This is a genomic window from Buttiauxella sp. 3AFRM03 (assembly GCF_003675305.1).
Lineage (GTDB): Bacteria > Pseudomonadota > Gammaproteobacteria > Enterobacterales > Enterobacteriaceae > Buttiauxella > Buttiauxella ferragutiae.
The window spans coordinates 2,008,040-2,029,323 of record NZ_CP033076.1 but is presented as its reverse complement, the minus strand read 5'-3'; the positions used below and the strand labels follow the sequence as shown (position 1 = coordinate 2,029,323).

The window sequence follows — 21,284 nt, the reverse complement described above, 5'->3', positions numbered from 1 at the left end:
ACACCAAATCCCCAGTATCAGGAGTTTCCAAGTGGCACAGTCTGTTCCCGCTATTTTTCTCGATCGTGATGGCACCATTAATGTTGATCATGGTTATGTCCATGAAGTTGATCAGTTTGAGTTCATTGATGGTGTGATTGACGCAATGCGTGAGTTAAAAGCAATGGGTTATGCGTTAGTTCTTGTCACTAACCAGTCTGGCATTGCCCGTGGCATGTTTACTGAAGCTGATTTTGAAAATCTGACTGAGTGGATGGACTGGTCCTTAGCTGACCGTGGTGTTGACCTTGATGGTATCTATTATTGCCCACATCACCCTGAGGCAATAGTAGAAGAGTTTCGCCAAACCTGTGATTGTCGTAAACCACAACCGGGGATGCTGCTCTCAGCTCAAGAGTTCCTTCATATAGATATGGCTTCTTCTTATATGGTTGGAGACAAGTTAGAAGACATGCAAGCAGCTGCAGCGGCACAAGTCGGGACAAAAGTATTGGTTCGTACAGGTAAACCGGTCACTGAGCAAAGCGAAGCCGCGGCTGATATTGTTATTAATAGCCTCGCAGACCTACCAAAAGCGATAAAAGCGCGTCAAAAATAGACGTTACGCTCAAAAGTTAAACGGTTGGCAATTATTTTGAAAATAGGGGTTGTCAGCCTCCAGAAAATCCCTATACTGCGCCTCCACTGACACGGCACAACGGCTTACAAACCGGCCCGTCAGCCAGATGAAAAGCGAAAATAAACGCTTGACTCTGAAAGAGGAAAGCGTAATATACGCCACCTCGAGTTAGCAAGCGGAAGCGCGTAACTCACTGCTCTTTAACAATTTATCAGACAATCTGTGTGGGCACTCGCAGGATTGATATCTCAGATACCTTCGGGTATCAAAAAAATATCAAGTCTTGAAGAGTGACCAAGCAGTAATTCATTTAGTTGACTTGTTTAACTAAAGAAGTACTACGAAAGTTAATTTTTGAGCACCGCTTCACGAGTTGAAGCAAATCAAGCTTTTAATTGAAGAGTTTGATCATGGCTCAGATTGAACGCTGGCGGCAGGCCTAACACATGCAAGTCGAGCGGTAGCACAGGGAGCTTGCTCCTGGGTGACGAGCGGCGGACGGGTGAGTAATGTCTGGGAAACTGCCTGATGGAGGGGGATAACTACTGGAAACGGTAGCTAATACCGCATAACGTCTTCGGACCAAAGAGGGGGACCTTCGGGCCTCTTGCCATCAGATGTGCCCAGATGGGATTAGCTAGTAGGTGAGGTAATGGCTCACCTAGGCGACGATCCCTAGCTGGTCTGAGAGGATGACCAGCCACACTGGAACTGAGACACGGTCCAGACTCCTACGGGAGGCAGCAGTGGGGAATATTGCACAATGGGCGCAAGCCTGATGCAGCCATGCCGCGTGTATGAAGAAGGCCTTCGGGTTGTAAAGTACTTTCAGCGAGGAGGAAGGCGTTAAGGTTAATAACCTTGGCGATTGACGTTACTCGCAGAAGAAGCACCGGCTAACTCCGTGCCAGCAGCCGCGGTAATACGGAGGGTGCAAGCGTTAATCGGAATTACTGGGCGTAAAGCGCACGCAGGCGGTCTGTCAAGTCGGATGTGAAATCCCCGGGCTCAACCTGGGAACTGCATTCGAAACTGGCAGGCTAGAGTCTTGTAGAGGGGGGTAGAATTCCAGGTGTAGCGGTGAAATGCGTAGAGATCTGGAGGAATACCGGTGGCGAAGGCGGCCCCCTGGACAAAGACTGACGCTCAGGTGCGAAAGCGTGGGGAGCAAACAGGATTAGATACCCTGGTAGTCCACGCCGTAAACGATGTCGACTTGGAGGTTGTTCCCTTGAGGAGTGGCTTCCGGAGCTAACGCGTTAAGTCGACCGCCTGGGGAGTACGGCCGCAAGGTTAAAACTCAAATGAATTGACGGGGGCCCGCACAAGCGGTGGAGCATGTGGTTTAATTCGATGCAACGCGAAGAACCTTACCTACTCTTGACATCCAGAGAATTCGCTAGAGATAGCTTAGTGCCTTCGGGAACTCTGAGACAGGTGCTGCATGGCTGTCGTCAGCTCGTGTTGTGAAATGTTGGGTTAAGTCCCGCAACGAGCGCAACCCTTATCCTTTGTTGCCAGCGGTTCGGCCGGGAACTCAAAGGAGACTGCCAGTGATAAACTGGAGGAAGGTGGGGATGACGTCAAGTCATCATGGCCCTTACGAGTAGGGCTACACACGTGCTACAATGGCGCATACAAAGAGAAGCGACCTCGCGAGAGCAAGCGGACCTCATAAAGTGCGTCGTAGTCCGGATCGGAGTCTGCAACTCGACTCCGTGAAGTCGGAATCGCTAGTAATCGTAGATCAGAATGCTACGGTGAATACGTTCCCGGGCCTTGTACACACCGCCCGTCACACCATGGGAGTGGGTTGCAAAAGAAGTAGGTAGCTTAACCTTCGGGAGGGCGCTTACCACTTTGTGATTCATGACTGGGGTGAAGTCGTAACAAGGTAACCGTAGGGGAACCTGCGGTTGGATCACCTCCTTACCTAATAGATACGAACTTGCGTAGTGCTCACACAGATTGTCTGATAGAAAACGAGCAGTAAAACCTTATAGGCTTGTAGCTCAGGTGGTTAGAGCGCACCCCTGATAAGGGTGAGGTCGGTGGTTCAAGTCCACTCAGGCCTACCAAACTTCTCTCCATGCTGTGTTGCGACCCCGCTCACATACTTTAGTATGCTTCGCGGTGACGCGCCTTGCCTGATGAGAAGTTAAAGGTAAATCAAAAGGTTTTACGAAATCGATGGGGCTATAGCTCAGCTGGGAGAGCGCCTGCCTTGCACGCAGGAGGTCAGCGGTTCGATCCCGCTTAGCTCCACCATCATTTCATGCTCACCCAATACTTCTAAGTGTACTGTTTAACAGTGTGCTGAGAAGTATTTGCTCTTTAAAAATCCGGAACAAGCTGAAAATTGAAACGACACACTGTTTCCTTTCTCCGTAATAAGAAAGGAAAATGCGGTGTGTTCGAGTTTCTCAAATTTTCGCAACATACGATTGTGTCTTACGAGACATCTTCGGGTTGTGAGGTTAAGCGACTAAGCGTACACGGTGGATGCCCTGGCAGTCAGAGGCGATGAAGGACGTGCTAATCTGCGATAAGCGTCGGTAAGGTGATATGAACCGTTATAACCGACGATTTCCGAATGGGGAAACCCAGTGCAATTCGTTGCACTATCGTTAAGTGAATACATAGCTTAACGAAGCGAACCGGGGGAACTGAAACATCTAAGTACCCCGAGGAAAAGAAATCAACCGAGATTCCCCCAGTAGCGGCGAGCGAACGGGGAGCAGCCCAGAGTCTGAATCAGTTTGTGTATTAGTGGAAGCGTCTGGAAAGTCGCAGGGTACAGGGTGATACTCCCGTACACAAAAATGCACATACTGTGAACTCGAAGAGTAGGGCGGGACACGTGGTATCCTGTCTGAATATGGGGGGACCATCCTCCAAGGCTAAATACTCCTGACTGACCGATAGTGAACCAGTACCGTGAGGGAAAGGCGAAAAGAACCCCGGCGAGGGGAGTGAAACAGAACCTGAAACCGTGTACGTACAAGCAGTGGGAGCCTCTTTTATGGGGTGACTGCGTACCTTTTGTATAATGGGTCAGCGACTTATATTCTGTAGCAAGGTTAACCGTATAGGGGAGCCGCAGGGAAACCGAGTCTTAACTGGGCGTTAAGTTGCAGGGTATAGACCCGAAACCCGGTGATCTAGCCATGGGCAGGTTGAAGGTTGGGTAACACTAACTGGAGGACCGAACCGACTAATGTTGAAAAATTAGCGGATGACTTGTGGCTGGGGGTGAAAGGCCAATCAAACCGGGAGATAGCTGGTTCTCCCCGAAAGCTATTTAGGTAGCGCCTCGTGAACTCATCTTCGGGGGTAGAGCACTGTTTCGGCTAGGGGGCCATCCCGGCTTACCAACCCGATGCAAACTCCGAATACCGAAGAATGTTATCACGGGAGACACACGGCGGGTGCTAACGTCCGTCGTGAAGAGGGAAACAACCCAGACCGCCAGCTAAGGTCCCAAAGTCATGGTTAAGTGGGAAACGATGTGGGAAGGCACAGACAGCCAGGATGTTGGCTTAGAAGCAGCCATCATTTAAAGAAAGCGTAATAGCTCACTGGTCGAGTCGGCCTGCGCGGAAGATGTAACGGGGCTAAACCATGCACCGAAGCTGCGGCAGCGACGCTTATGCGTTGTTGGGTAGGGGAGCGTTCTGTAAGCCGTTGAAGCTGGACTGTGAGGTCTGGTGGAGGTATCAGAAGTGCGAATGCTGACATAAGTAACGATAAAGCGGGTGAAAAACCCGCTCGCCGGAAGACCAAGGGTTCCTGTCCAACGTTAATCGGGGCAGGGTGAGTCGACCCCTAAGGCGAGGCCGAAAGGCGTAGTCGATGGGAAACAGGTTAATATTCCTGTACTCGGTGTTACTGCGAAGGGGGGACGGAGAGGGCTATGTTAGCCGGGCGACGGTTGTCCCGGTTTAAGCATGTAGGCGGAGAGTTTAGGTAAATCCGGACTCTTATCTAACGCTGAGGTGTGATGACGAGGTACTACGGTGCTGAAGTAACAAATGCCGCACTTCCAGGAAAAGCCTCTAAGCATCAGGTAACATCAAATCGTACCCCAAACCGACACAGGTGGTCAGGTAGAGAATACCAAGGCGCTTGAGAGAACTCGGGTGAAGGAACTAGGCAAAATGGTGCCGTAACTTCGGGAGAAGGCACGCTGTCGGTAGGTGAAGTCCCTTGCGGATGGAGCTGAAGGCAGTCGAAGATACCAGCTGGCTGCAACTGTTTATTAAAAACACAGCACTGTGCAAACACGAAAGTGGACGTATACGGTGTGACGCCTGCCCGGTGCCGGAAGGTTAATTGATGGGGTTAAGCGCAAGCTGAAGCTCTTGATCGAAGCCCCGGTAAACGGCGGCCGTAACTATAACGGTCCTAAGGTAGCGAAATTCCTTGTCGGGTAAGTTCCGACCTGCACGAATGGCGTAATGATGGCCAGGCTGTCTCCACCCGAGACTCAGTGAAATTGAAATCGCTGTGAAGATGCAGTGTACCCGCGGCAAGACGGAAAGACCCCGTGAACCTTTACTATAGCTTGACACTGAACACTGGTCCTTGATGTGTAGGATAGGTGGGAGGCTTTGAAGCGAGGACGCCAGTTCTTGTGGAGCCAACCTTGAAATACCACCCTTTAATGGCTGGTGTTCTAACGTAGACCCGTAATCCGGGTTGCGGACAGTGTCTGGTGGGTAGTTTGACTGGGGCGGTCTCCTCCTAAAGCGTAACGGAGGAGCACGAAGGTTAGCTAATCACGGTCGGACATCGTGAGGTTAGTGCAAAGGCATAAGCTAGCTTGACTGCGAGAGTGACGGCTCGAGCAGGTGCGAAAGCAGGTCTTAGTGATCCGGTGGTTCTGAATGGAAGGGCCATCGCTCAACGGATAAAAGGTACTCCGGGGATAACAGGCTGATACCGCCCAAGAGTTCATATCGACGGCGGTGTTTGGCACCTCGATGTCGGCTCATCACATCCTGGGGCTGAAGTAGGTCCCAAGGGTATGGCTGTTCGCCATTTAAAGTGGTACGCGAGCTGGGTTTAGAACGTCGTGAGACAGTTCGGTCCCTATCTGCCGTGGGCGCTGGAGAATTGAGGGGGGCTGCTCCTAGTACGAGAGGACCGGAGTGGACGCATCACTGGTGTTCGGGTTGTCATGCCAATGGCATTGCCCGGTAGCTAAATGCGGAAAAGATAAGCGCTGAAAGCATCTAAGCGCGAAACTTGCCCCGAGATGAGTTCTCCCTGACCCTTTAAGGGTCCTGAAGGAACGTTGAAGACTACGACGTTGATAGGCTGGGTGTGTAAGCGTAGCGATACGTTGAGCTAACCAGTACTAATGATCCGTGAGGCTTAACCTTACAACACCGAAGGTGTTTTGGTTGAGAGACTAAGCATTTGATTTTCAGCTTGAACCGAGATTAAGTTGATGGTTGTGTGGATAACGCAACGGTTAACAAAACAGAATTTGCCTGGCGGCACTAGCGCGGTGGTCCCACCTGACCCCATGCCGAACTCAGAAGTGAAACGCCGTAGCGCCGATGGTAGTGTGGGGTCTCCCCATGCGAGAGTAGGGAACTGCCAGGCTCCAAATTCAAAGCAGTAAAAGCCAGACTGTGACATCTGGTGGTAGTAAAGAAATTCGGTGGAGCGGTAGTTCAGTCGGTTAGAATACCTGCCTGTCACGCAGGGGGTCGCGGGTTCGAGTCCCGTCCGTTCCGCCACTTATTAAGCCCTGAGTCTTTTAGACTCAGGGCTTTTTGCCGTCTAAAATTCACTGGAAATTTTCTTATTATTGTTAATTTCGCAAATATCTTCTGCATTTGGATCTCTTTTTTAGCAAAGTAATCACCTCCATAATCCTCGTATAACAAATATATATCCCCCAACGAGGTAAAAAATGACAATTCCTGCATTTGGTTTAGGTACTTTTCGCTTAAAAGACGACGTTGTTATCGCATCGGTAAAAACTGCTCTTGAACTGGGATACCGTGCCGTAGATACAGCTCAAATCTATGACAATGAAGCTGCAGTCGGCCAGGCGATTGAAGAAAGTGGAGTGGGGCGTGATGAACTGTTTCTCACCACCAAAATTTGGATTGAGAATCTTGGAAAAGACCAATTAATTCCAAGTCTGAAGGAAAGTTTGCGTAAACTGCGTACGCCATACGTTGATATGACACTTATTCACTGGCCTTCACCGAATAATGCTGTTTCGGTAGAAGAATTCATGCAGGCATTGTTGGAAGCAAAAAGTGAAGGCTTGACTCGCCATATTGGTGTTTCTAACTTCAATATTGATCTGATGCAGAAGGCTATTGATACCGTTGGGGCTGAAAATATTGCAACTAACCAGATTGAGCTTTCACCTTACTTACAGAATCGCAAGGTAGTTGGATGGGCACAAGTGCAGGGGATTCATATAACGTCATATATGACGCTTGCCTATGGCAAGGCTCTGAAAGACGAAGTGATTAGCCAGATTGCACTGAAACATAATGCGACTCCGGCCCAGGTTATTTTAGCGTGGGCAATGCAGTTGGGTTACGCAGTCATTCCTTCTTCGACTAAGCGCGAGAATTTGCAAAGTAATTTACAAGCACAGGCTGTGCTTCTCGATACTGAAGATATGACTACTATTGCTGCTCTGGATTGCAATGACCGGCTGGTTAGCCCAGAAGGTTTGGCTCCTGAGTGGGATTGATTACCCATTACAGCCCCTGCGGGGGCTGTTGAACATGTTCACTCAGAAAATCAATGAACGCTCGTATCCGACTACTCACGGCCCGATCACTGTAATACACCGCGCTAAATGGCATCTCTACCGGCAGTAACTTATCCGCCAGTAATTCGACAAACTTCCCCTCAGCAATTTCCCTGTTAATCATATAGTCAGAAAGGCAGGCTATCCCATTCCCATTCAGGCAAAGTTGCTTGAGAGTCTCACCACTGTTTGAGGTTATTCCTGGTGTTATGTCATACCGTAACCCATCAGACTGTGCGACAGGCCATTTATTCAAACTCTCCGTCTCAGAAAAACCCAGGCAAATATGATCCTGAAGATCTTCTGCACATTGTGGTAAGCCATGCTGCGCTAAATATTCTGGTGATGCGATAATTTTACGGCGGCTGGTAAAAAGCGGTCTGGCTCGTAGAGTTGAGTCAGTCAAAGTACCTGCGCGTATAGCAACATCTACTTTGCGCTCAATCAGATTTATGAATGTTTCTGATGAAATGAGAGAAAGTGTCACATCCGGGTAACGTTCACGGAACGGTTTAATCAACGGCATTAAAAGATGTAGCATTACTGGTGTGGCAGCATCGATACGCAGTAAACCACGCGGGCTTTGTCTGGTTTCCATTAACTCATTTTCTGCGGTGGTCATATCTTGCAAGATCTGCTGTACGCGACGGAAATAGCGCTCACCTTCCTCAGTCAAGCTCAACTGGCGCGTTGTACGATTAAGAAGTGTCACACCCAACTTCATCTCTAGTTTCTTTACCGAACGACTCACAGCTGAATTTGCTTGTTCGAGTTGCACTGCCGCACGACTGAAACTTCCGTTTTCCACAACGGCGACAAAAATTGCCAGTTCTTCAGAGGTGGCTTTCATTATTGCTCCTGAGACAAAATTGTATTGAGATTTTGCATATTTTTGTTATTTAACCACCTTGCCATACTGCGTGCCATCAAAAGACACCTGCTATGGAGTAAATCATGCCACTGGCACTATGGGCACTGACTATCAGTGCATTTGCTATCGGTACTACCGAATTCGTTATTGTTGGGTTGGTGCCAACAATTGCCGATCAACTTTCAATTTCACTACCTTCTGCTGGGTTACTGGTTTCAATTTACGCATTGGGTGTTGCCGTCGGAGCACCGGTATTAACTGCTCTGACAGGAAAACTCCCACGCAAACAGCTGTTGGTAGGTTTAATGGCACTTTTCACTGCAGGCAATTTGTTAGCCTGGCTGTCACCAAACTATGAAACATTGGTTGTTGCTCGTCTGCTGACGGGTTTGACACATGGAGTGTTCTTTTCAATTGGCTCCACGATTGCAACAAGCCTCGTACCAAAGGAGAAAGCTGCCTCAGCGATAGCGATTATGTTTGGTGGTTTAACAGTTGCCCTGGTGACAGGTGTTCCACTTGGGACGTATATCGGCCAGCATTTCGGCTGGCGTGAAACCTTCCTTGCGGTATCTGTTATCGGAGTTATTGCCTTAATTAGCAGCACTATTCTGGTTCCTAAAGATATCCCGATGCGAGCAGTCGCTAGCCTTAAAGATCAATTAAAAGTGATGACCCATCCTCGCTTGCTGATCATTTATGCGATCACTGCGCTGGGCTATGGCGGTGTGTTTACCGCATTCACCTTCCTGGCTCCGATGATGCAAGACCTTGCAGGTTATTCACCGGCGGCAGTAAGTTGGATTTTATTGGGCTACGGCGTTTCTGTTGCGATTGGCAATATCTGGGGAGGTAAACTTGCAGATCGCCATGGTGCAGTACCGGCATTAAAGTTTATTTTTGCTTCACTTGCCGTATTACTTTTAGTGTTTCAATTTACCGCGAGTTCACATGTTGGATCGTTAGTCACAGTGCTGATTATGGGGGTTTTTGCCTTCGGAAATGTGCCTGGTTTGCAGGTCTACGTAGTGCAGAAAGCAGAGGAATATACCCCAAATGCGGTAGATGTTGCCTCTGGACTGAATATTGCCGCATTTAATATTGGGATAGCATTAGGATCGATTATTGGCGGACAAACAGTGCAAAGCTTTGGTTTGGAGCAAACCCCATGGATCGGGGCGGTTATTGTCGCTGGTGCATTACTGTTAATTAACTTCAGTGGTCGGCTTGATACACGCCGTGAAATTGCTATCGGTTAACCTACGCGAGCCAGATTGTTAGCAATTACTTACGGTCTTGTTCAGCAATGGTTTGAATTGGTCGTTGAAACTCGACTCTAAAGTCCCTATAACTGAAAGACAGCCTTCGATGTGGAGGCTTCTTTGGTTACAGGAGTCATTAGTAAAAACGTGCGCAAAAATACTTATGCCATGAGATATGTTGCCGGTCAGCCAGCAGAACGCATTCTGCCTCCAGGCTCATTTGCGACTATAGGTCAGGCATTGCCGCCCGGAGAACCCCTGCCGAGTGAGGCATCATTAAAAGTATTGGTATGGAACATCTTCAAGCAACAGCGCGCAGAATGGCTTTCAGTGCTGCAAAATTTCGGGAAAGATGCCCACCTGGTTTTATTGCAAGAAGCGCAAACTACGCCTGAACTGGTTAGATTTGCCACCAGTAATTATCTGGCGGCAGACCAGGTACCGGCTTTTGTATTGCCTCAACATCCTTCAGGCGTCATGACGTTATCTGCGGCACATCCTGTTTATTGCTGTCCATTACGCGAAAGAGAACCGATTTTACGTCTATCTAAATCCGCATTAGTGACAGTTTATCCATTACCTGATGGGCGGCTGTTGATGGTCGTTAATATTCATGCTGTGAACTTTAGTCTCGGCGTGGATGTGTACAGCAAACAACTTGGTCCAATTGGCGACCAAATTGGTCACCATAACGGCCCAGTTATCATGGCAGGGGATTTCAATGCCTGGAGCCGCCCACGTATGAATGCGCTTTACCGCTTCGCTCGTGAAATGACATTACGCGAAGTGCGCTTCACTGATGATCATCGCCGTCGTGCATTTGGGCGCCCACTCGATTTCGTGTTTTACCGTGGTTTGAACGTCACAGAAGCCTCTGTTCTGGTGACTCGCGCATCTGACCATAACCCTCTACTAGTCGAATTCCGTCCCGGCAAACCTGAGCTGAAGTAAGGTTAGTCAGGTCTGCCATCGGGCAGACCTATGTGCTGCCCTTTCTTATCATCAACTGCAAGGACAAGACAATGACAACACAATCTCACCATGACAAAGTCGATCAGCAATTTGGCTCACAGGCTAGTGCCTATCTGACCAGTGCGGTTCATGCTTCTGGTCGTGATCTCGAACGCCTCAGTGAACGCCTGGTGGCATTTCCACAGGCTCGATTACTCGATATGGGATGTGGGGCCGGGCACGCGAGCTTTATTGCGGCAGCGCACGTGAGGGAAGTTGTTGCTTATGATCTCTCAGAGCAAATGCTGGCTGTGGTGAATGAAGCGACTAAAACTCGTGGGATCAATAATGTTGAAACTCAGCAGGGTTACGCTGAAGTCTTACCTTTCGATGATTGCTCATTTGATGTTGTGATAAGCCGTTATTCAGCCCACCACTGGCATGATGTCGGTAAAGCGTTGCGTGAAGTAAGGCGCGTATTGAAACCTGGCGGTGTTGTCATTTTCATGGATGTGATGTCTCCGGGACACCCTGTGTTAGACATCTGGTTGCAAACGGTAGAAGCATTACGCGATACCTCTCACGTGCGTAATTATTCTAGTGGCGAATGGTTGAGTCTGTTTAATGACGCAGGGCTGAGCTCACAAAATCTGTTGTGCGACCGCTTGAATCTGGAGTTCTCAAGCTGGATTGCGCGGATGAGAACACCTGCAACGCTGGCTGACGCTATTCGGATGTATCAGCAAAGTGCATCTGATGAAGTGCGGCGCTACTTTGAATTGCAAACGGACGGTTCGTTCACAAGCGACATTATCATGCTTGAAGCTAAACGAGTGTAAGTGATAAATAAAAAAGGCACCTAAAAGGTGCCTTTTTCTTTGATTAACAATCACGTATCAGGTGTAGAGTTGTTGCCAACGTACAGTGTTAGCTGATCGCCAGGTTTCAGATCGTCAGTATCATCGTTCCAGCGCAATACATCTTTAATGTTCACGCCGTGACGTTTTGCAATACTCGACAATGAATCACCCTTACGAACCTTGTAAGTGATGCTATCGTTTTTCGCTAAACGCTCATCGCCTTTTTTGACGCTAAGTGTTTGACCAACTTTGATATGTGCGCCGCTGATGCCGTTCCAGCTTTGCAAATCTTTAGAGCTCACGCCTAAGCGTGTAGCAATGCTCGATAAGGTATCCCCTGAACGAACACGATAAGATTTGTTGCTGCCTGCATTAGCTCTGTTATCAGCGACTAACGTAGGTTGCACTGCTGCAATTTCACCTGCAGCCAAAGAGGCTTTAAGCTTATCAGCATGCTTTTTAGGTACCATTACATAACGCTGATTTTTGCCTATCGTCGAAGTTTTAACCCCAGCGTTGAACGTTTTCAGCGTACTTAATGATATCCCGGCCATTTCGGCAACCTGCGTAAGCTCAACCGGATCACTCACTTCTACACGTGCTAATGCACGGCTTTCGTCAGTGGTCGGCAGGCGTACACCGTACTTTTGGCTGTTCTTGAGAATATCACTCAAAGCCAGCATTTTAGGTACGTAAATCTTGGTTTCCCGTGGCAGTGAAAGCGACCAAAAATCTGTGGGCAAGCCACGCGCTTTATTCGCTTTCATTGCCTTCAGTACACGACCTTCGCCGCTGTTGTACGCCGCCACGGTTAACAACCAGTCGCCGTCAAACATCTTGTTCAGACGTTGCATCATATCGAGTGCAGCAGTGGTTGAAGCCACTACATCACGACGTGCATCGTATGCTTTGGTCTGTTTTAAACCATAATTTCGACCCGTGCTCGGTACAATCTGCCAGATGCCAGCGGCATTCGCAGATGATGTAGCGTGGGGGTCAAAAGCGCTCTCCACTATGGGTAGCAGTACTAGTTCCATTGGCATGTTGCGTTTCTTAACTTGCCCGGCAATCCAGTACATATACGGCTCTGCCCGTAATGTTACATCGTGGAGATAGCTCTTATTCTTAAGGTACTTCTGTTTCTGTTCGCGGATCCGGGTATTTTCCGGTATCCCCATCTTTAGCTCGTCGCCAATGAAGTTCCACAAGTTTTGGTTATCTGCGAGATATGTCCCATCGTCCATCCATCGCGTACTTGTGTACTTACCTGCTTCACCTTGACCAGCTGCAGACAGACTCTGTGCGTGCTGTTGGATGTTGCCGTCATACTTTGACGCCTGGCACCCCACAAGCAGGACAGAGGCGAGTAATATCGCTTTTGCCTTCATGTGTGTGTCAATAGTTGCTTAAAAGACGAGCAAGAATACCTTCAGCTTTCCAACAACACAACCAGAAAATTCAGAAAGAGTCTTTCTTTGTCCGTAACCAGGCAAATATTTGCTGTGGTTGTTGCAAGTTTGTTTCTTTGAAAATTTTTTCTTTTAAATCAAGGTCATTTGTTTTTAAAAATAAATTTATATTACGCTCAATTGCCAGGGAACTGGGTAAGGTTGAGTGGTTTTTTGCGCGTAACTCCTTAACTTTTCGACAATAACGGTTTAACTCATCATCGTCAGGCAAGATAGATAAGGAAAATTTCATATTTGAAAGCGTGTACTCATGTGCACAACAAATTAACGTATCAGCAGGGAGTTTGTTAAGCTTTTGAAAAGAATCATACATATTCTCGGCGGTACCTTCAAAAAGTCTGCCGCACCCCCCGGAAAACATCGTGTCGCCGCAAAAAAGATAAGGTTTACTATAGAAACAGATATGTCCTAAAGTGTGACCGGGTGTAGCAATAACGCTAAATTCACACTTCAAAATATTGACCTTATCGCCCTCTCTGACTACCCGGTTCGTTCCCTTATCTTGTGTCTCTTCGGGCCCATATACCACAAGGCCTGGGTACTTTTTGAGAAGTTCTTTTACACCACCTACATGATCGTTGTGATGGTGTGTCAGTAAAATGGCTTCTGGCTGCCAGTGATTCTCTTCAATCGCTTTTAGCACCGGTTGAGCCTCACCAGGGTCCACAATGATACATTTACCCTGCTCATCATTCAGAACCCAGATGTAGTTATCCTGGAATGCGGAAATACTGTTAAGATTCATAATTCGACCTCTTTGAATTGCGCTAAGAAGGTAGTGATGAAACCGGCAAGGATACCTGAAAATTTCATTTCACCGCATCATTGGGGAGAACTCCCGTGGGGCGAGTACTACCGTGAGGCACTGGAAACTCAACTCCAGCCCTGGCTTGCTAAAATGTTTGGTTTCCATCTATTGAAGATAGGCAACCTAAGCGCTGAAATTAACACTGAAGCTTGCGCTATTTCACATCAGGTTAATGTCGCCCTTCAGGGCGACAGGCTTCAGGTTAATGCCGATCCACTTCATTTACCCTTTGCGGCGAAATCTGTAGATGCTTGTATGTTGGCCCATACATTGCCCTGGTGCCAGGATCCTCACGGATTACTGCGTGAAGCCGATCGGATATTAATTGATGACGGATGGTTAATTCTGAGCAGCTTCAACCCGATGAGTTTGTTAGGTTTGGGCAAAACAGTGCCATTTATGCGCAAGCGCACGCCGTATCATTGCCGAATGTTTACGCCGATGAGGATTTTCGATTGGTTGGCATTGCTGAATTTTGAAGTCATGCACCAGCGAAGTTTCCAGGTTTTACCCTGGAGTAAACAAGGCGGAAAAATGCTGAGTACTCACTTGCCAGCGCTGGGCTGCATGCATGTCATAGTGGCGCGTAAGAGGACCTTGCCACTTACGCTTAACCCAATGAAAAGCCGAAAAGCGAAAACGCAAATCCGCTCGGCAGTTGGCGCTACCAGGCAGTTTCGGAAAACGACTAAAGTTTCGTCACCTCTGGTTGATAACCAACATCCTCAAGAGTTGGATTAGAAGCGGCAACGCGTGCCAGTTCATCGCAGCGTTCGTTTTCAGGGTGGCCGGCATGCCCTTTCACCCATTCCCAACTGATTTTGTGCTCGCTCAAAGCCGCATCAAGACGCTGCCATAGGTCGACATTTTTCACTGGTTTTTTATCGGCAGTTTTCCAGCCGCGCTTTTTCCAGTTATGGATCCATTGGGTAATTCCCTGGCGAACATACTGACTGTCGGTGCTGAGCACAATGTCACAAGGCTCGATTAACGCCTCAAGAGCAACAATAGCGGCCATCATTTCCATGCGATTATTCGTCGTCAAACGATAACCGACACTAAAAATTTTTTCGTGTTGTTTGTACCGTAGAATGGCGCCGTATCCACCTGGCCCTGGGTTACCGAGGCAAGAGCCATCGGTGAAAATTTCTACCTGTTTACGCATCTCTGGTAGACTTCCTGTGATTAAAAAACCAAGTCTGACATAAACGAGCGCCATGAGCACAGCAATTACACGACAGATCGTTCTCGATACTGAAACCACCGGTATGAACCAAATCGGTGCTCACTACGAAGGGCACCGCATTATTGAAATCGGTGCGGTTGAAGTGATCAACCGCCGCCTGACAGGCAATAACTTCCATGTCTACTTAAAGCCAGACCGGCTGGTGGACCCGGAAGCATTTGGTGTCCATGGAATTGCCGATGAGTTTCTGGCAGATAAACCAACCTTTGACCAGGTTGCTGATTCGTTTATGGATTACATCCGCGGTGCAGAACTGGTTATCCATAACGCATCGTTTGATATCGGGTTTATGGACTACGAGTTCAGTAAGCTCAAGCGCGATATCCCAAAAACCAATACTTTCTGCAAAATCACGGACAGCCTTGCACTCGCACGTAAGATGTTCCCTGGCAAGCGTAACAGCCTCGATGCTCTTTGCTCACGCTACGAAATAGACAACAGTAAACGAACGCTGCACGGCGCATTGCTCGATGCCCAAATCCTGTCTGATGTCTATTTAATGATGACCGGTGGGCAAACCTCTCTGAAGTTTGCTATGGAAGGGGATGTTCAACAGCGTAGTGGAGACAACGGTATTCAGCGTGTTGTCCGCCATAGTTCGGGCGTACGCATCATTCGGGCCAGCGATGCAGAATTGGAAGCACATGAGTCGAGACTTGATTTGGTAGAAAAGAAGGGTGGAAGTTGTCTGTGGCGCATGTAAAAACAGCACTGATGGATTAAAAATAACCGTTTGGGTGAAAATAGCGGCAAGCGATTAGATTTATAAGAAAAAACATTGACGCTCATGAGTGCAATACGTAATATCTGCCTCGTTCCCGACGGGGAACAAACGCGGAGCGGTAGTTCAGTCGGTTAGAATACCTGCCTGTCACGCAGGGGGTCGCGGGTTCGAGTCCCGTCCGTTCCGCCACAATCAGAAAGCCTGAATCAGAAATGATTCAGGCTTTCGTCGTTTCTGAAGCCTAATCTTTTGAAGCAACAACCTGTCCGTTATATCCCGCCACTTCACTCTCTATTTCCGCACGTGCCAGCCAGCGGTAACAACCTGCACTCAGGAATGCACCGATAAACCAGCTAAAGTTAGCTACTTCATGCAGCGATGGAATAAAGCTGATGGTCAGGCAAACGGCGACTGAGGGCAGTAGTGCCAGAATCGCTTTGGGATTGAAGCCACTTTTGTACCAGTAACGCCCTTTTGATGTGTCATCAAACAGATCCTCGACATAAATTTTGCTGCGTTTAATGATATAGAAATCAGTTAACAAAATGCCGAACAGCGGTCCAATGAACGATCCCAGCACATCGAGCGTGTAGTGAATAAGTTCTGGCGACTGGAACAAATTCCACGGGGTCAGCAGTACTGAGCCTACTGCCGCAATCATGCCACCGGTACGGAAGCTGATTTTCTGTGGTGAGCAGTTAGAGAAATCGAAAGCCGGTGACACGAAATTCGCCACGATATTAATACCAATGGTGGCGGTGATCATGGTCAGCAAACCAATTGCCATTGCTAGGCTGTTACCAACGTGGCTGACGGTTTCGATAGGGTCGGTAATCATTTTGCCGAACAGCGATTGTGTCCCGGAGACAATGATCACGGTAACAATAGAGAACAGTAAGAAGTTAAATGGTAGCCCCCAACGGTTACCACGGCGGATCTCTTTCATACTCTTGCCGTAACGCGAGAAGTCACCGAAGTTCAGCAGTGGACCGGAGAAGTACGAAACCACCAGAGCGATTGCAGTCAACATCTGCCACGCTTGCTCACCAGAAGTCAGTTGTTTGCTGGCAAGCGTAAATGAAATGCCATCAAAGCCTGTCTGATACAAAATCCAGCCAGCCAAAGCCATCATCACGATGTAAACCGCAGGCCCGGCGATATCAATAAAGCGCTTAATCGCGTTCATACCGTGCCAGAACACCATCGCCTGCAGCACCCACATAATGCCGAAACAAATCCAGCCGAGATGTGAAAGCCCGAGGAAGTGCCCGGTGGTCATGGGTGCCAGTGATGGCCAGAATTTCAGCATAACCAGCATCAGGGCGTTGGCTGCCAGCCAGGTTTGTATGCCGTACCAGGCGAAGGCGATTAACCCACGAATTACCGCCGGAATATTGGCTCCGAACACGCCAAATGCCTGACGGCAAATCACTGCGTAAGGTACACCAGCCATTTGGCTTGGTTTGGCCACCAGGTTCGCACAAAGCTGAACGATGCAAATCCCGACTAACAGGCAAAGCAAAACTTGCCAGCTCGCCAGCCCCAAGGTGAAGAAGCTGGCGGCGACCACGTAGCCGCCCATACTGTGGACATCGGACATCCAGAAAGAAAAAATATTGTACCAGGACCATGTCTGGTTGCGCGTCGGCGCCAAATCTTCATTGCATAAACGTGGGCTATAACCGGCGTTATCGTTCATGGCTGTCGTGTTGTGTTTAATACCTGGCATGATATCTGCTCCCTAATAAAAACAGATGCTGACGGATTGTCTGAAACCTTTGTTGCAGGAACCAGGCCAGGTTTGATTTTTTAGCAGCAAGACGCAAACCGCGGACTACGAAAGCAGAAAATGAAGAGCATCCAGGAATGACGCGCCTTTTCATGGTGCAGATGTTTAATTTTTTGCCCAGAAGTGGTGCTAATCACTGGGCTAACGGAACCAAAAGGAGTGAACGTGAAGAAACATTTGATTCAGGTAGTCAATCCCAACACCAATGTGGCGATGACCCACACTATCGCCGAAGCGGCTCGCAGCGTAGCCGCAAACACCAGCGAGATTATTGCTGTCTGCTCCTCACAGGGTGTGGAATCGATAGAAGGACATTTTGATGAAACGATTGCTGCTATCGGAGTTCTTGAGCAAATCAAACGCGGTAAAGAGCAGGGAGTCAGCGGCCATGTGATTGCCTGTTTTGGTGACCCCGGTTTGCTGGCCGCGCGTGAACTGGCAACTGGGCCGGTAATAGGTATTGCCGAAGCTGCGATGCATACCGCCACAATGGTTGCCACGCGCTTTTCTATTGTCACCACTTTGCCGCGAACGGTGATTATTGCCCGTCATTTACTTCGGCAGTATGGGTTTGAGCATCATTGTGCCGCGCTGCACGCCATCGATTTGCCGGTTCTGGCATTAGAAGATGGCACGGGTCTTGCTCAGATGAAGGTACGCGAGCGTTGTATCCAGGCCATAAAAGAAGATAACAGCGGGGCGATTGTGCTTGGCTGCGGGGGGATGGCAAATCTTGCCCGTGAGCTAACGGCCGAATTGGGTGTTCCTGTTATTGATGGCGTCACCGCTGCGGTGAAAATGGTGGAATCCCTCATCGCACTTGGACTTGGAACCAGCAAACACGGTGATCTCGCGTATCCGAATAAAAAGCCGTTATCAGGCTGTTTTGACATGCTGAGTTGATGTTCTGGCTCGGCTCATAAGGAACCGAACCATGAATGAAGTAGCGAAAAATAAGCGCTATCACTTTACCGAGAACTATCCGCGTGACATGAAAGGTTATGCGGGTAAACCACCTCATGCGCAATGGCCGAATAACGCCCGAGTCGCCGTGCAGTTTGTGCTGAATTTTGAAGAAGGCGGTGAGAACCATGTTCTGCATGGCGATGCCGGATCTGAACAATTCCTCTCCGATATTATCGGTGCCGCCAGCTTCCCCGACCGCCATATGTCGATGGATTCACTGTACGAATATGGTTCCCGCGCGGGTTTCTGGCGTATCCACAATGAGTTTCAAAAACGCGGCCTGACGATGAGTATTTTCGGCGTCGCAATGGCGCTGACGCGAAATCCTGAAATCGTCGCCGCGATTAAAGCGGCGGATTACGACGTGGTGAGCCACGGCTGGCGCTGGATCCACTATCAAAATCTCGATGAAGCGACTGAACGCCAGCATATGCACCAGGCGATCGAAATCCTGGAGGATTTGTTCGGCAGCAAGCCGCAGGGTTGGTATACCGGCCGCGATAGCCCGAACACGCGCAGGCTGGTGGCGGAAAACGGCAGCTTCCTTTACGACAGCGATTATTACGGCGACGACTTGCCATTCTGGAGTGAAGTGACCTGTAGCGACGGTTCCATCAAGCCGCATCTGGTGGTGCCATATACCCTGGATGCCAACGATATGCGCTTTGCCACCGCGCAAGGTTTTAATACCGCCGAGCAGTTTTATACCTATCTGAAAGACAGCTTTGATGTGTTGTACGAGGAAGGGGAAACCGCGCCGAAAATGATGTCTATCGGCATGCACTGCCGTTTACTGGGGCGTCCGGGGCGATTCAGGGCGTTACAACGTTTTCTGGATTATCTGCAGCAGCATGATGATGTGTGGATTTGCCGCCGTCAGGATATTGCCGAGCATTGGGTGAAGACGCATCCGTTTAAAGGCTGATTTGAGTGGCTGCGGGTAACACGAGTTTACCCGCCCACAGCTTAGCTCATGATACTGACGTGTGCGGCGACTATCCGCCAGCCATAGGGGAACTTGACCCAGGTCTGCATCTGGCGGCCAATTTTGTCACTGCCTTCGCGAGTAAATTCAGTGCTGGCCACCGCCATGTCATCACCGTAAGTTGTGATGGTGGTATTTTGCAACAGCCGCTCTAACCCCTGAGTAGAGCGGGTATTCCTGAACGCTCTGATCTCGTCGATTCCATACAGATTTTCACTGGCACCGTAGCGAACGGTGCGGGGATCGGACCAAAATAATTCATCTAATACGGCGACATCGTTGCTAATTAACGCCTGTTCGTAGCGGTAAAACGCAGCGCTTACCTCATTGACGATGGCAGGACGATCAATATTGTCACGCATCATAGTATTTACCTTACCTGGTGGGTTTTCCCATCAGCATACCCTTTATTTCAAGCTGATGGGCGGCTCTCAGGCAGATATCTTCTCGCCAGGGCGCGGCAATGAGTTGCACACCAATTGGGCTGCCATGGGCAGTGGCTAATGGCACCGTCACAACCGGCAGGCCGAGGAAGGAAATGGGTTGTGTCAGCATTCCCATACTGGCTTTGACGGGAAGGTCTGCCCCGTTGATACGCATTGTTTGCTGGCCTATTAGCGTGGCGCTGCAAGGTGTCGCGGGTGCGATGAGCAGATCGTATTGCTTGAAAAGCGGCAGTGTTTTATCACGGAACCATGCCCGAAACCTTTGTGCCTGTGTGTACCAGGCTGATGGCGTCATGGCGCCAGCCAAAAGGCGCTCGCGGGAATTCAGCTCAAACTGTTCAGCGTGCTCGCGCAATGCGGGCAAGTAATGATTTCCCCCTTCGGCTGCCGAGAGCAAAAATGCCGCCGAGCGTGCTAATTCAGCTTCCGGCATTGAAATAGACTCGAGCGCCGCAAGAGAGTGAGCGACCTGAGCCACCGCCGCTTTGGCGTCGGCGTCACACCAGTCATCAAAAAAACCGCCCAGAACCGCGCAACGCAAACTTCCAGCCGGTTGCAGTTTTTCACTGGTCAGATCGATGCTGCGTATGGACTGAAAGTGATCGCTTGGATCCGCGCCCTGAAGGGCATCGTACACGCGAGCCAGATCGTCGACGTTGCGCGCCAGCGGGCCAATATGATCGAGGCTGGCAACAAACGGCTGGCTGCCGCTGCGTGAAAGCCGCCCAAATGTCGGTTTTAGCCCGAGCACACCACACAGCGAAGCTGGCACGCGAATCGATCCGTTAGTATCGGTACCCAACGTAAAGTTCACCATGCCAGCCGCGACGGCAGCCGCAGAACCGCCGGATGATCCTCCGGCAATTCGTGCCAGATCATGTGGGTTGCGGGTCGCGCCGTAATAGCTATTTTCGGTGGTGAAACCGTAAGCGTAGGCATCCATATTCAGTGCGCCTGAAAGCATGGCTCCGGCAGTAGTCAGTTGTTTGATGGCAAATGCATCGCTATTTGCCGGGGGTTGCGAGCTAAACAGTTCTGCGCCAGCCAGCGTCGTCACCCCTTTAATATCAAACAGATTTTTTACCGCATAAGGCACACCCGCTAATGGCGGCAGTGTTTCACCACGTGCGCACTGTTGATCAATGGCTTCGGCTTCTTGTAGCAGACGCTGCGCGGTCACTTCGGTAAAAGCATTAATCTCGGGATTAGCCTGTGTGATTTTTTCCAGTGTAAGCCGGGCCAATTCCTGAGCTGAAAACTCGCCGCTGGCTAATCCTTGCTGAATATCGCGAATGGAAAGTTCGCTCATAATTTATAGACTCCGGCGACTTCCTGGCGTTGCGGTAGCGGAAAATCCATTAACGGTTCTGCCAGGGTCTCCATGCGAGCCAGTTGTATTTCAAGTTCTTTACGGCGTGCTTCATCGAGTGGAACGTTGAGAAGTTGTTCCATGACTTTGATGTATGCGGGCCAGTCGATAGAATTTAATGTCATTTTTACC

At 49.3% G+C, this 21,284-nt stretch carries 16 protein-coding genes, 4 tRNA genes, 3 rRNA genes and 1 pseudogene; 16 read left to right on the top strand and 8 right to left on the bottom strand.

Features of this window, described 5'->3' with window-relative positions; genetic code table 11:
- Positions 1-31: 31 nt before the first annotated feature.
- The 8 genes from gmhB (at position 32) to dkgB (ending at position 7,346) form a co-directional block, all read left to right on the top strand.
- The gene (gene gmhB, locus D8682_RS10965) at positions 32-598 is read left to right on the top strand and encodes a D-glycero-beta-D-manno-heptose 1,7-bisphosphate 7-phosphatase (protein WP_121814265.1); all 567 of its coding nucleotides are present in this window, start codon (positions 32-34) and stop codon (positions 596-598) included.
- A gap of 413 nt (positions 599-1,011) precedes the next feature.
- Positions 1,012-2,551: ribosomal RNA gene (locus D8682_RS10960) — 16S ribosomal RNA — on the top strand.
- Between the two features lie 69 nt (positions 2,552-2,620).
- A tRNA-Ile gene (locus D8682_RS10955) sits at positions 2,621-2,697 on the top strand.
- 114 nt (positions 2,698-2,811) lie between these two features.
- A tRNA-Ala gene (locus D8682_RS10950) sits at positions 2,812-2,887 on the top strand.
- A gap of 207 nt (positions 2,888-3,094) precedes the next feature.
- A 23S ribosomal RNA gene (locus D8682_RS10945) occupies positions 3,095-6,003 on the top strand.
- Between the two features lie 110 nt (positions 6,004-6,113).
- A 5S ribosomal RNA gene (gene rrf / locus D8682_RS10940) occupies positions 6,114-6,229 on the top strand.
- The 16S, 23S and 5S rRNA genes sit together here with 3 tRNA genes alongside, the layout of an rRNA operon.
- A gap of 60 nt (positions 6,230-6,289) precedes the next feature.
- Positions 6,290-6,366, top strand: a tRNA-Asp gene (locus D8682_RS10935).
- 176 nt (positions 6,367-6,542) lie between these two features.
- Positions 6,543-7,346, top strand: coding sequence for a 2,5-didehydrogluconate reductase DkgB (gene dkgB / locus D8682_RS10930; RefSeq protein ID WP_121814264.1), 804 nt, complete (start codon positions 6,543-6,545; stop codon positions 7,344-7,346).
- Here the strand turns inward: dkgB and yafC are convergent.
- Positions 7,346-8,256, bottom strand: a pseudogene (gene yafC / locus D8682_RS10925) (DNA-binding transcriptional regulator YafC); the annotation flags it as partial. The gene dkgB and the pseudogene yafC overlap by 1 nt on opposite strands.
- 104 nt (positions 8,257-8,360) lie before the next feature.
- On the opposite strand from yafC, the gene D8682_RS10920 reads away from it, so the two are divergent.
- From D8682_RS10920 to D8682_RS10910, 3 genes are all read left to right on the top strand, one after another.
- Positions 8,361-9,536: an MFS transporter gene (locus tag D8682_RS10920; RefSeq protein ID WP_121814262.1), complete on the top strand. Its 1,176-nt coding sequence runs from the start codon at positions 8,361-8,363 to the stop codon at positions 9,534-9,536.
- Between the two features lie 150 nt (positions 9,537-9,686).
- A complete protein-coding gene (locus tag D8682_RS10915) occupies positions 9,687-10,490 on the top strand; it encodes an endonuclease/exonuclease/phosphatase family protein (protein ID WP_064549333.1) in 804 nt (267 codons plus the stop codon).
- A gap of 71 nt (positions 10,491-10,561) precedes the next feature.
- Positions 10,562-11,329, top strand: a complete 768-nt coding sequence (locus D8682_RS10910; RefSeq protein WP_121814261.1) for a class I SAM-dependent methyltransferase — start codon at positions 10,562-10,564, stop codon at positions 11,327-11,329.
- 50 nt (positions 11,330-11,379) lie between these two features.
- On the opposite strand, the gene mltD is transcribed toward D8682_RS10910, so the two are convergent.
- Positions 11,380-12,738: a murein transglycosylase D gene (gene mltD / locus D8682_RS10905; protein WP_121814260.1), complete on the bottom strand. Its 1,359-nt coding sequence runs from the start codon at positions 12,736-12,738 to the stop codon at positions 11,380-11,382.
- Positions 12,739-12,808: 70 nt separating this feature from the next.
- Positions 12,809-13,564 carry a hydroxyacylglutathione hydrolase gene (gloB, locus tag D8682_RS10900; protein ID WP_121814259.1) on the bottom strand — a complete coding sequence of 252 codons (756 nt, stop codon included), beginning with the start codon at positions 13,562-13,564 and terminating at the stop codon, positions 12,809-12,811.
- A 36-nt stretch (positions 13,565-13,600) separates the two neighbouring features.
- Here gloB and D8682_RS10895 point away from each other — a divergent pair, with 36 nt between their 5' ends.
- Positions 13,601-14,368, top strand: a complete 768-nt coding sequence (locus tag D8682_RS10895) for a class I SAM-dependent methyltransferase (RefSeq protein ID WP_074388609.1) — start codon at positions 13,601-13,603, stop codon at positions 14,366-14,368.
- On the opposite strand, the gene rnhA is transcribed toward D8682_RS10895, so the two are convergent.
- The gene (rnhA, locus tag D8682_RS10890) at positions 14,316-14,891 is read right to left on the bottom strand and encodes a ribonuclease HI (protein WP_162303012.1); all 576 of its coding nucleotides are present in this window, start codon (positions 14,889-14,891) and stop codon (positions 14,316-14,318) included. The genes D8682_RS10895 and rnhA overlap by 53 nt on opposite strands.
- On the opposite strand from rnhA, the gene dnaQ reads away from it, so the two are divergent.
- Entirely contained in the window at positions 14,845-15,576 is a 732-nt protein-coding gene (dnaQ, locus tag D8682_RS10885) for a DNA polymerase III subunit epsilon (RefSeq protein ID WP_121814258.1), read from the top strand. The genes rnhA and dnaQ overlap by 47 nt on opposite strands.
- A gap of 133 nt (positions 15,577-15,709) precedes the next feature.
- Positions 15,710-15,786: transfer RNA gene (locus tag D8682_RS10880), tRNA-Asp, on the top strand.
- A gap of 52 nt (positions 15,787-15,838) precedes the next feature.
- Here the strand turns inward: D8682_RS10880 and D8682_RS10875 are convergent.
- Positions 15,839-17,326, bottom strand: a complete 1,488-nt coding sequence (locus tag D8682_RS10875) for an NCS1 family nucleobase:cation symporter-1 (RefSeq protein ID WP_064549321.1) — start codon at positions 17,324-17,326, stop codon at positions 15,839-15,841.
- A 225-nt stretch (positions 17,327-17,551) separates the two neighbouring features.
- Here D8682_RS10875 and hpxA point away from each other — a divergent pair, with 225 nt between their 5' ends.
- Positions 17,552-18,289: an allantoin racemase gene (hpxA, locus tag D8682_RS10870; RefSeq protein WP_074388607.1), complete on the top strand. Its 738-nt coding sequence runs from the start codon at positions 17,552-17,554 to the stop codon at positions 18,287-18,289.
- A 31-nt stretch (positions 18,290-18,320) separates the two neighbouring features.
- Positions 18,321-19,277, top strand: coding sequence for an allantoinase PuuE (puuE, locus tag D8682_RS10865; protein WP_121814257.1), 957 nt, complete (start codon positions 18,321-18,323; stop codon positions 19,275-19,277).
- Between the two features lie 41 nt (positions 19,278-19,318).
- Here the strand turns inward: puuE and hpxZ are convergent, their stop codons facing one another.
- The 3 genes from hpxZ to hpxX are packed head-to-tail and all read right to left on the bottom strand — an operon-like array spanning position 19,319 to position 21,277.
- Positions 19,319-19,702: an oxalurate catabolism protein HpxZ gene (hpxZ, locus tag D8682_RS10860; RefSeq protein ID WP_064549318.1), complete on the bottom strand. Its 384-nt coding sequence runs from the start codon at positions 19,700-19,702 to the stop codon at positions 19,319-19,321.
- A 10-nt stretch (positions 19,703-19,712) separates the two neighbouring features.
- The gene (locus D8682_RS10855) at positions 19,713-21,092 is read right to left on the bottom strand and encodes an AtzE family amidohydrolase (protein ID WP_121814256.1); all 1,380 of its coding nucleotides are present in this window, start codon (positions 21,090-21,092) and stop codon (positions 19,713-19,715) included.
- Complete coding sequence (gene hpxX / locus D8682_RS10850) at positions 21,089-21,277, bottom strand: oxalurate catabolism protein HpxX (protein ID WP_121814255.1); 189 nt, start codon at positions 21,275-21,277, stop codon at positions 21,089-21,091. Before hpxX ends, D8682_RS10855 begins: the two co-directional genes overlap by 4 nt.
- Between the last annotated feature and the right edge of the window lie 7 nt (positions 21,278-21,284).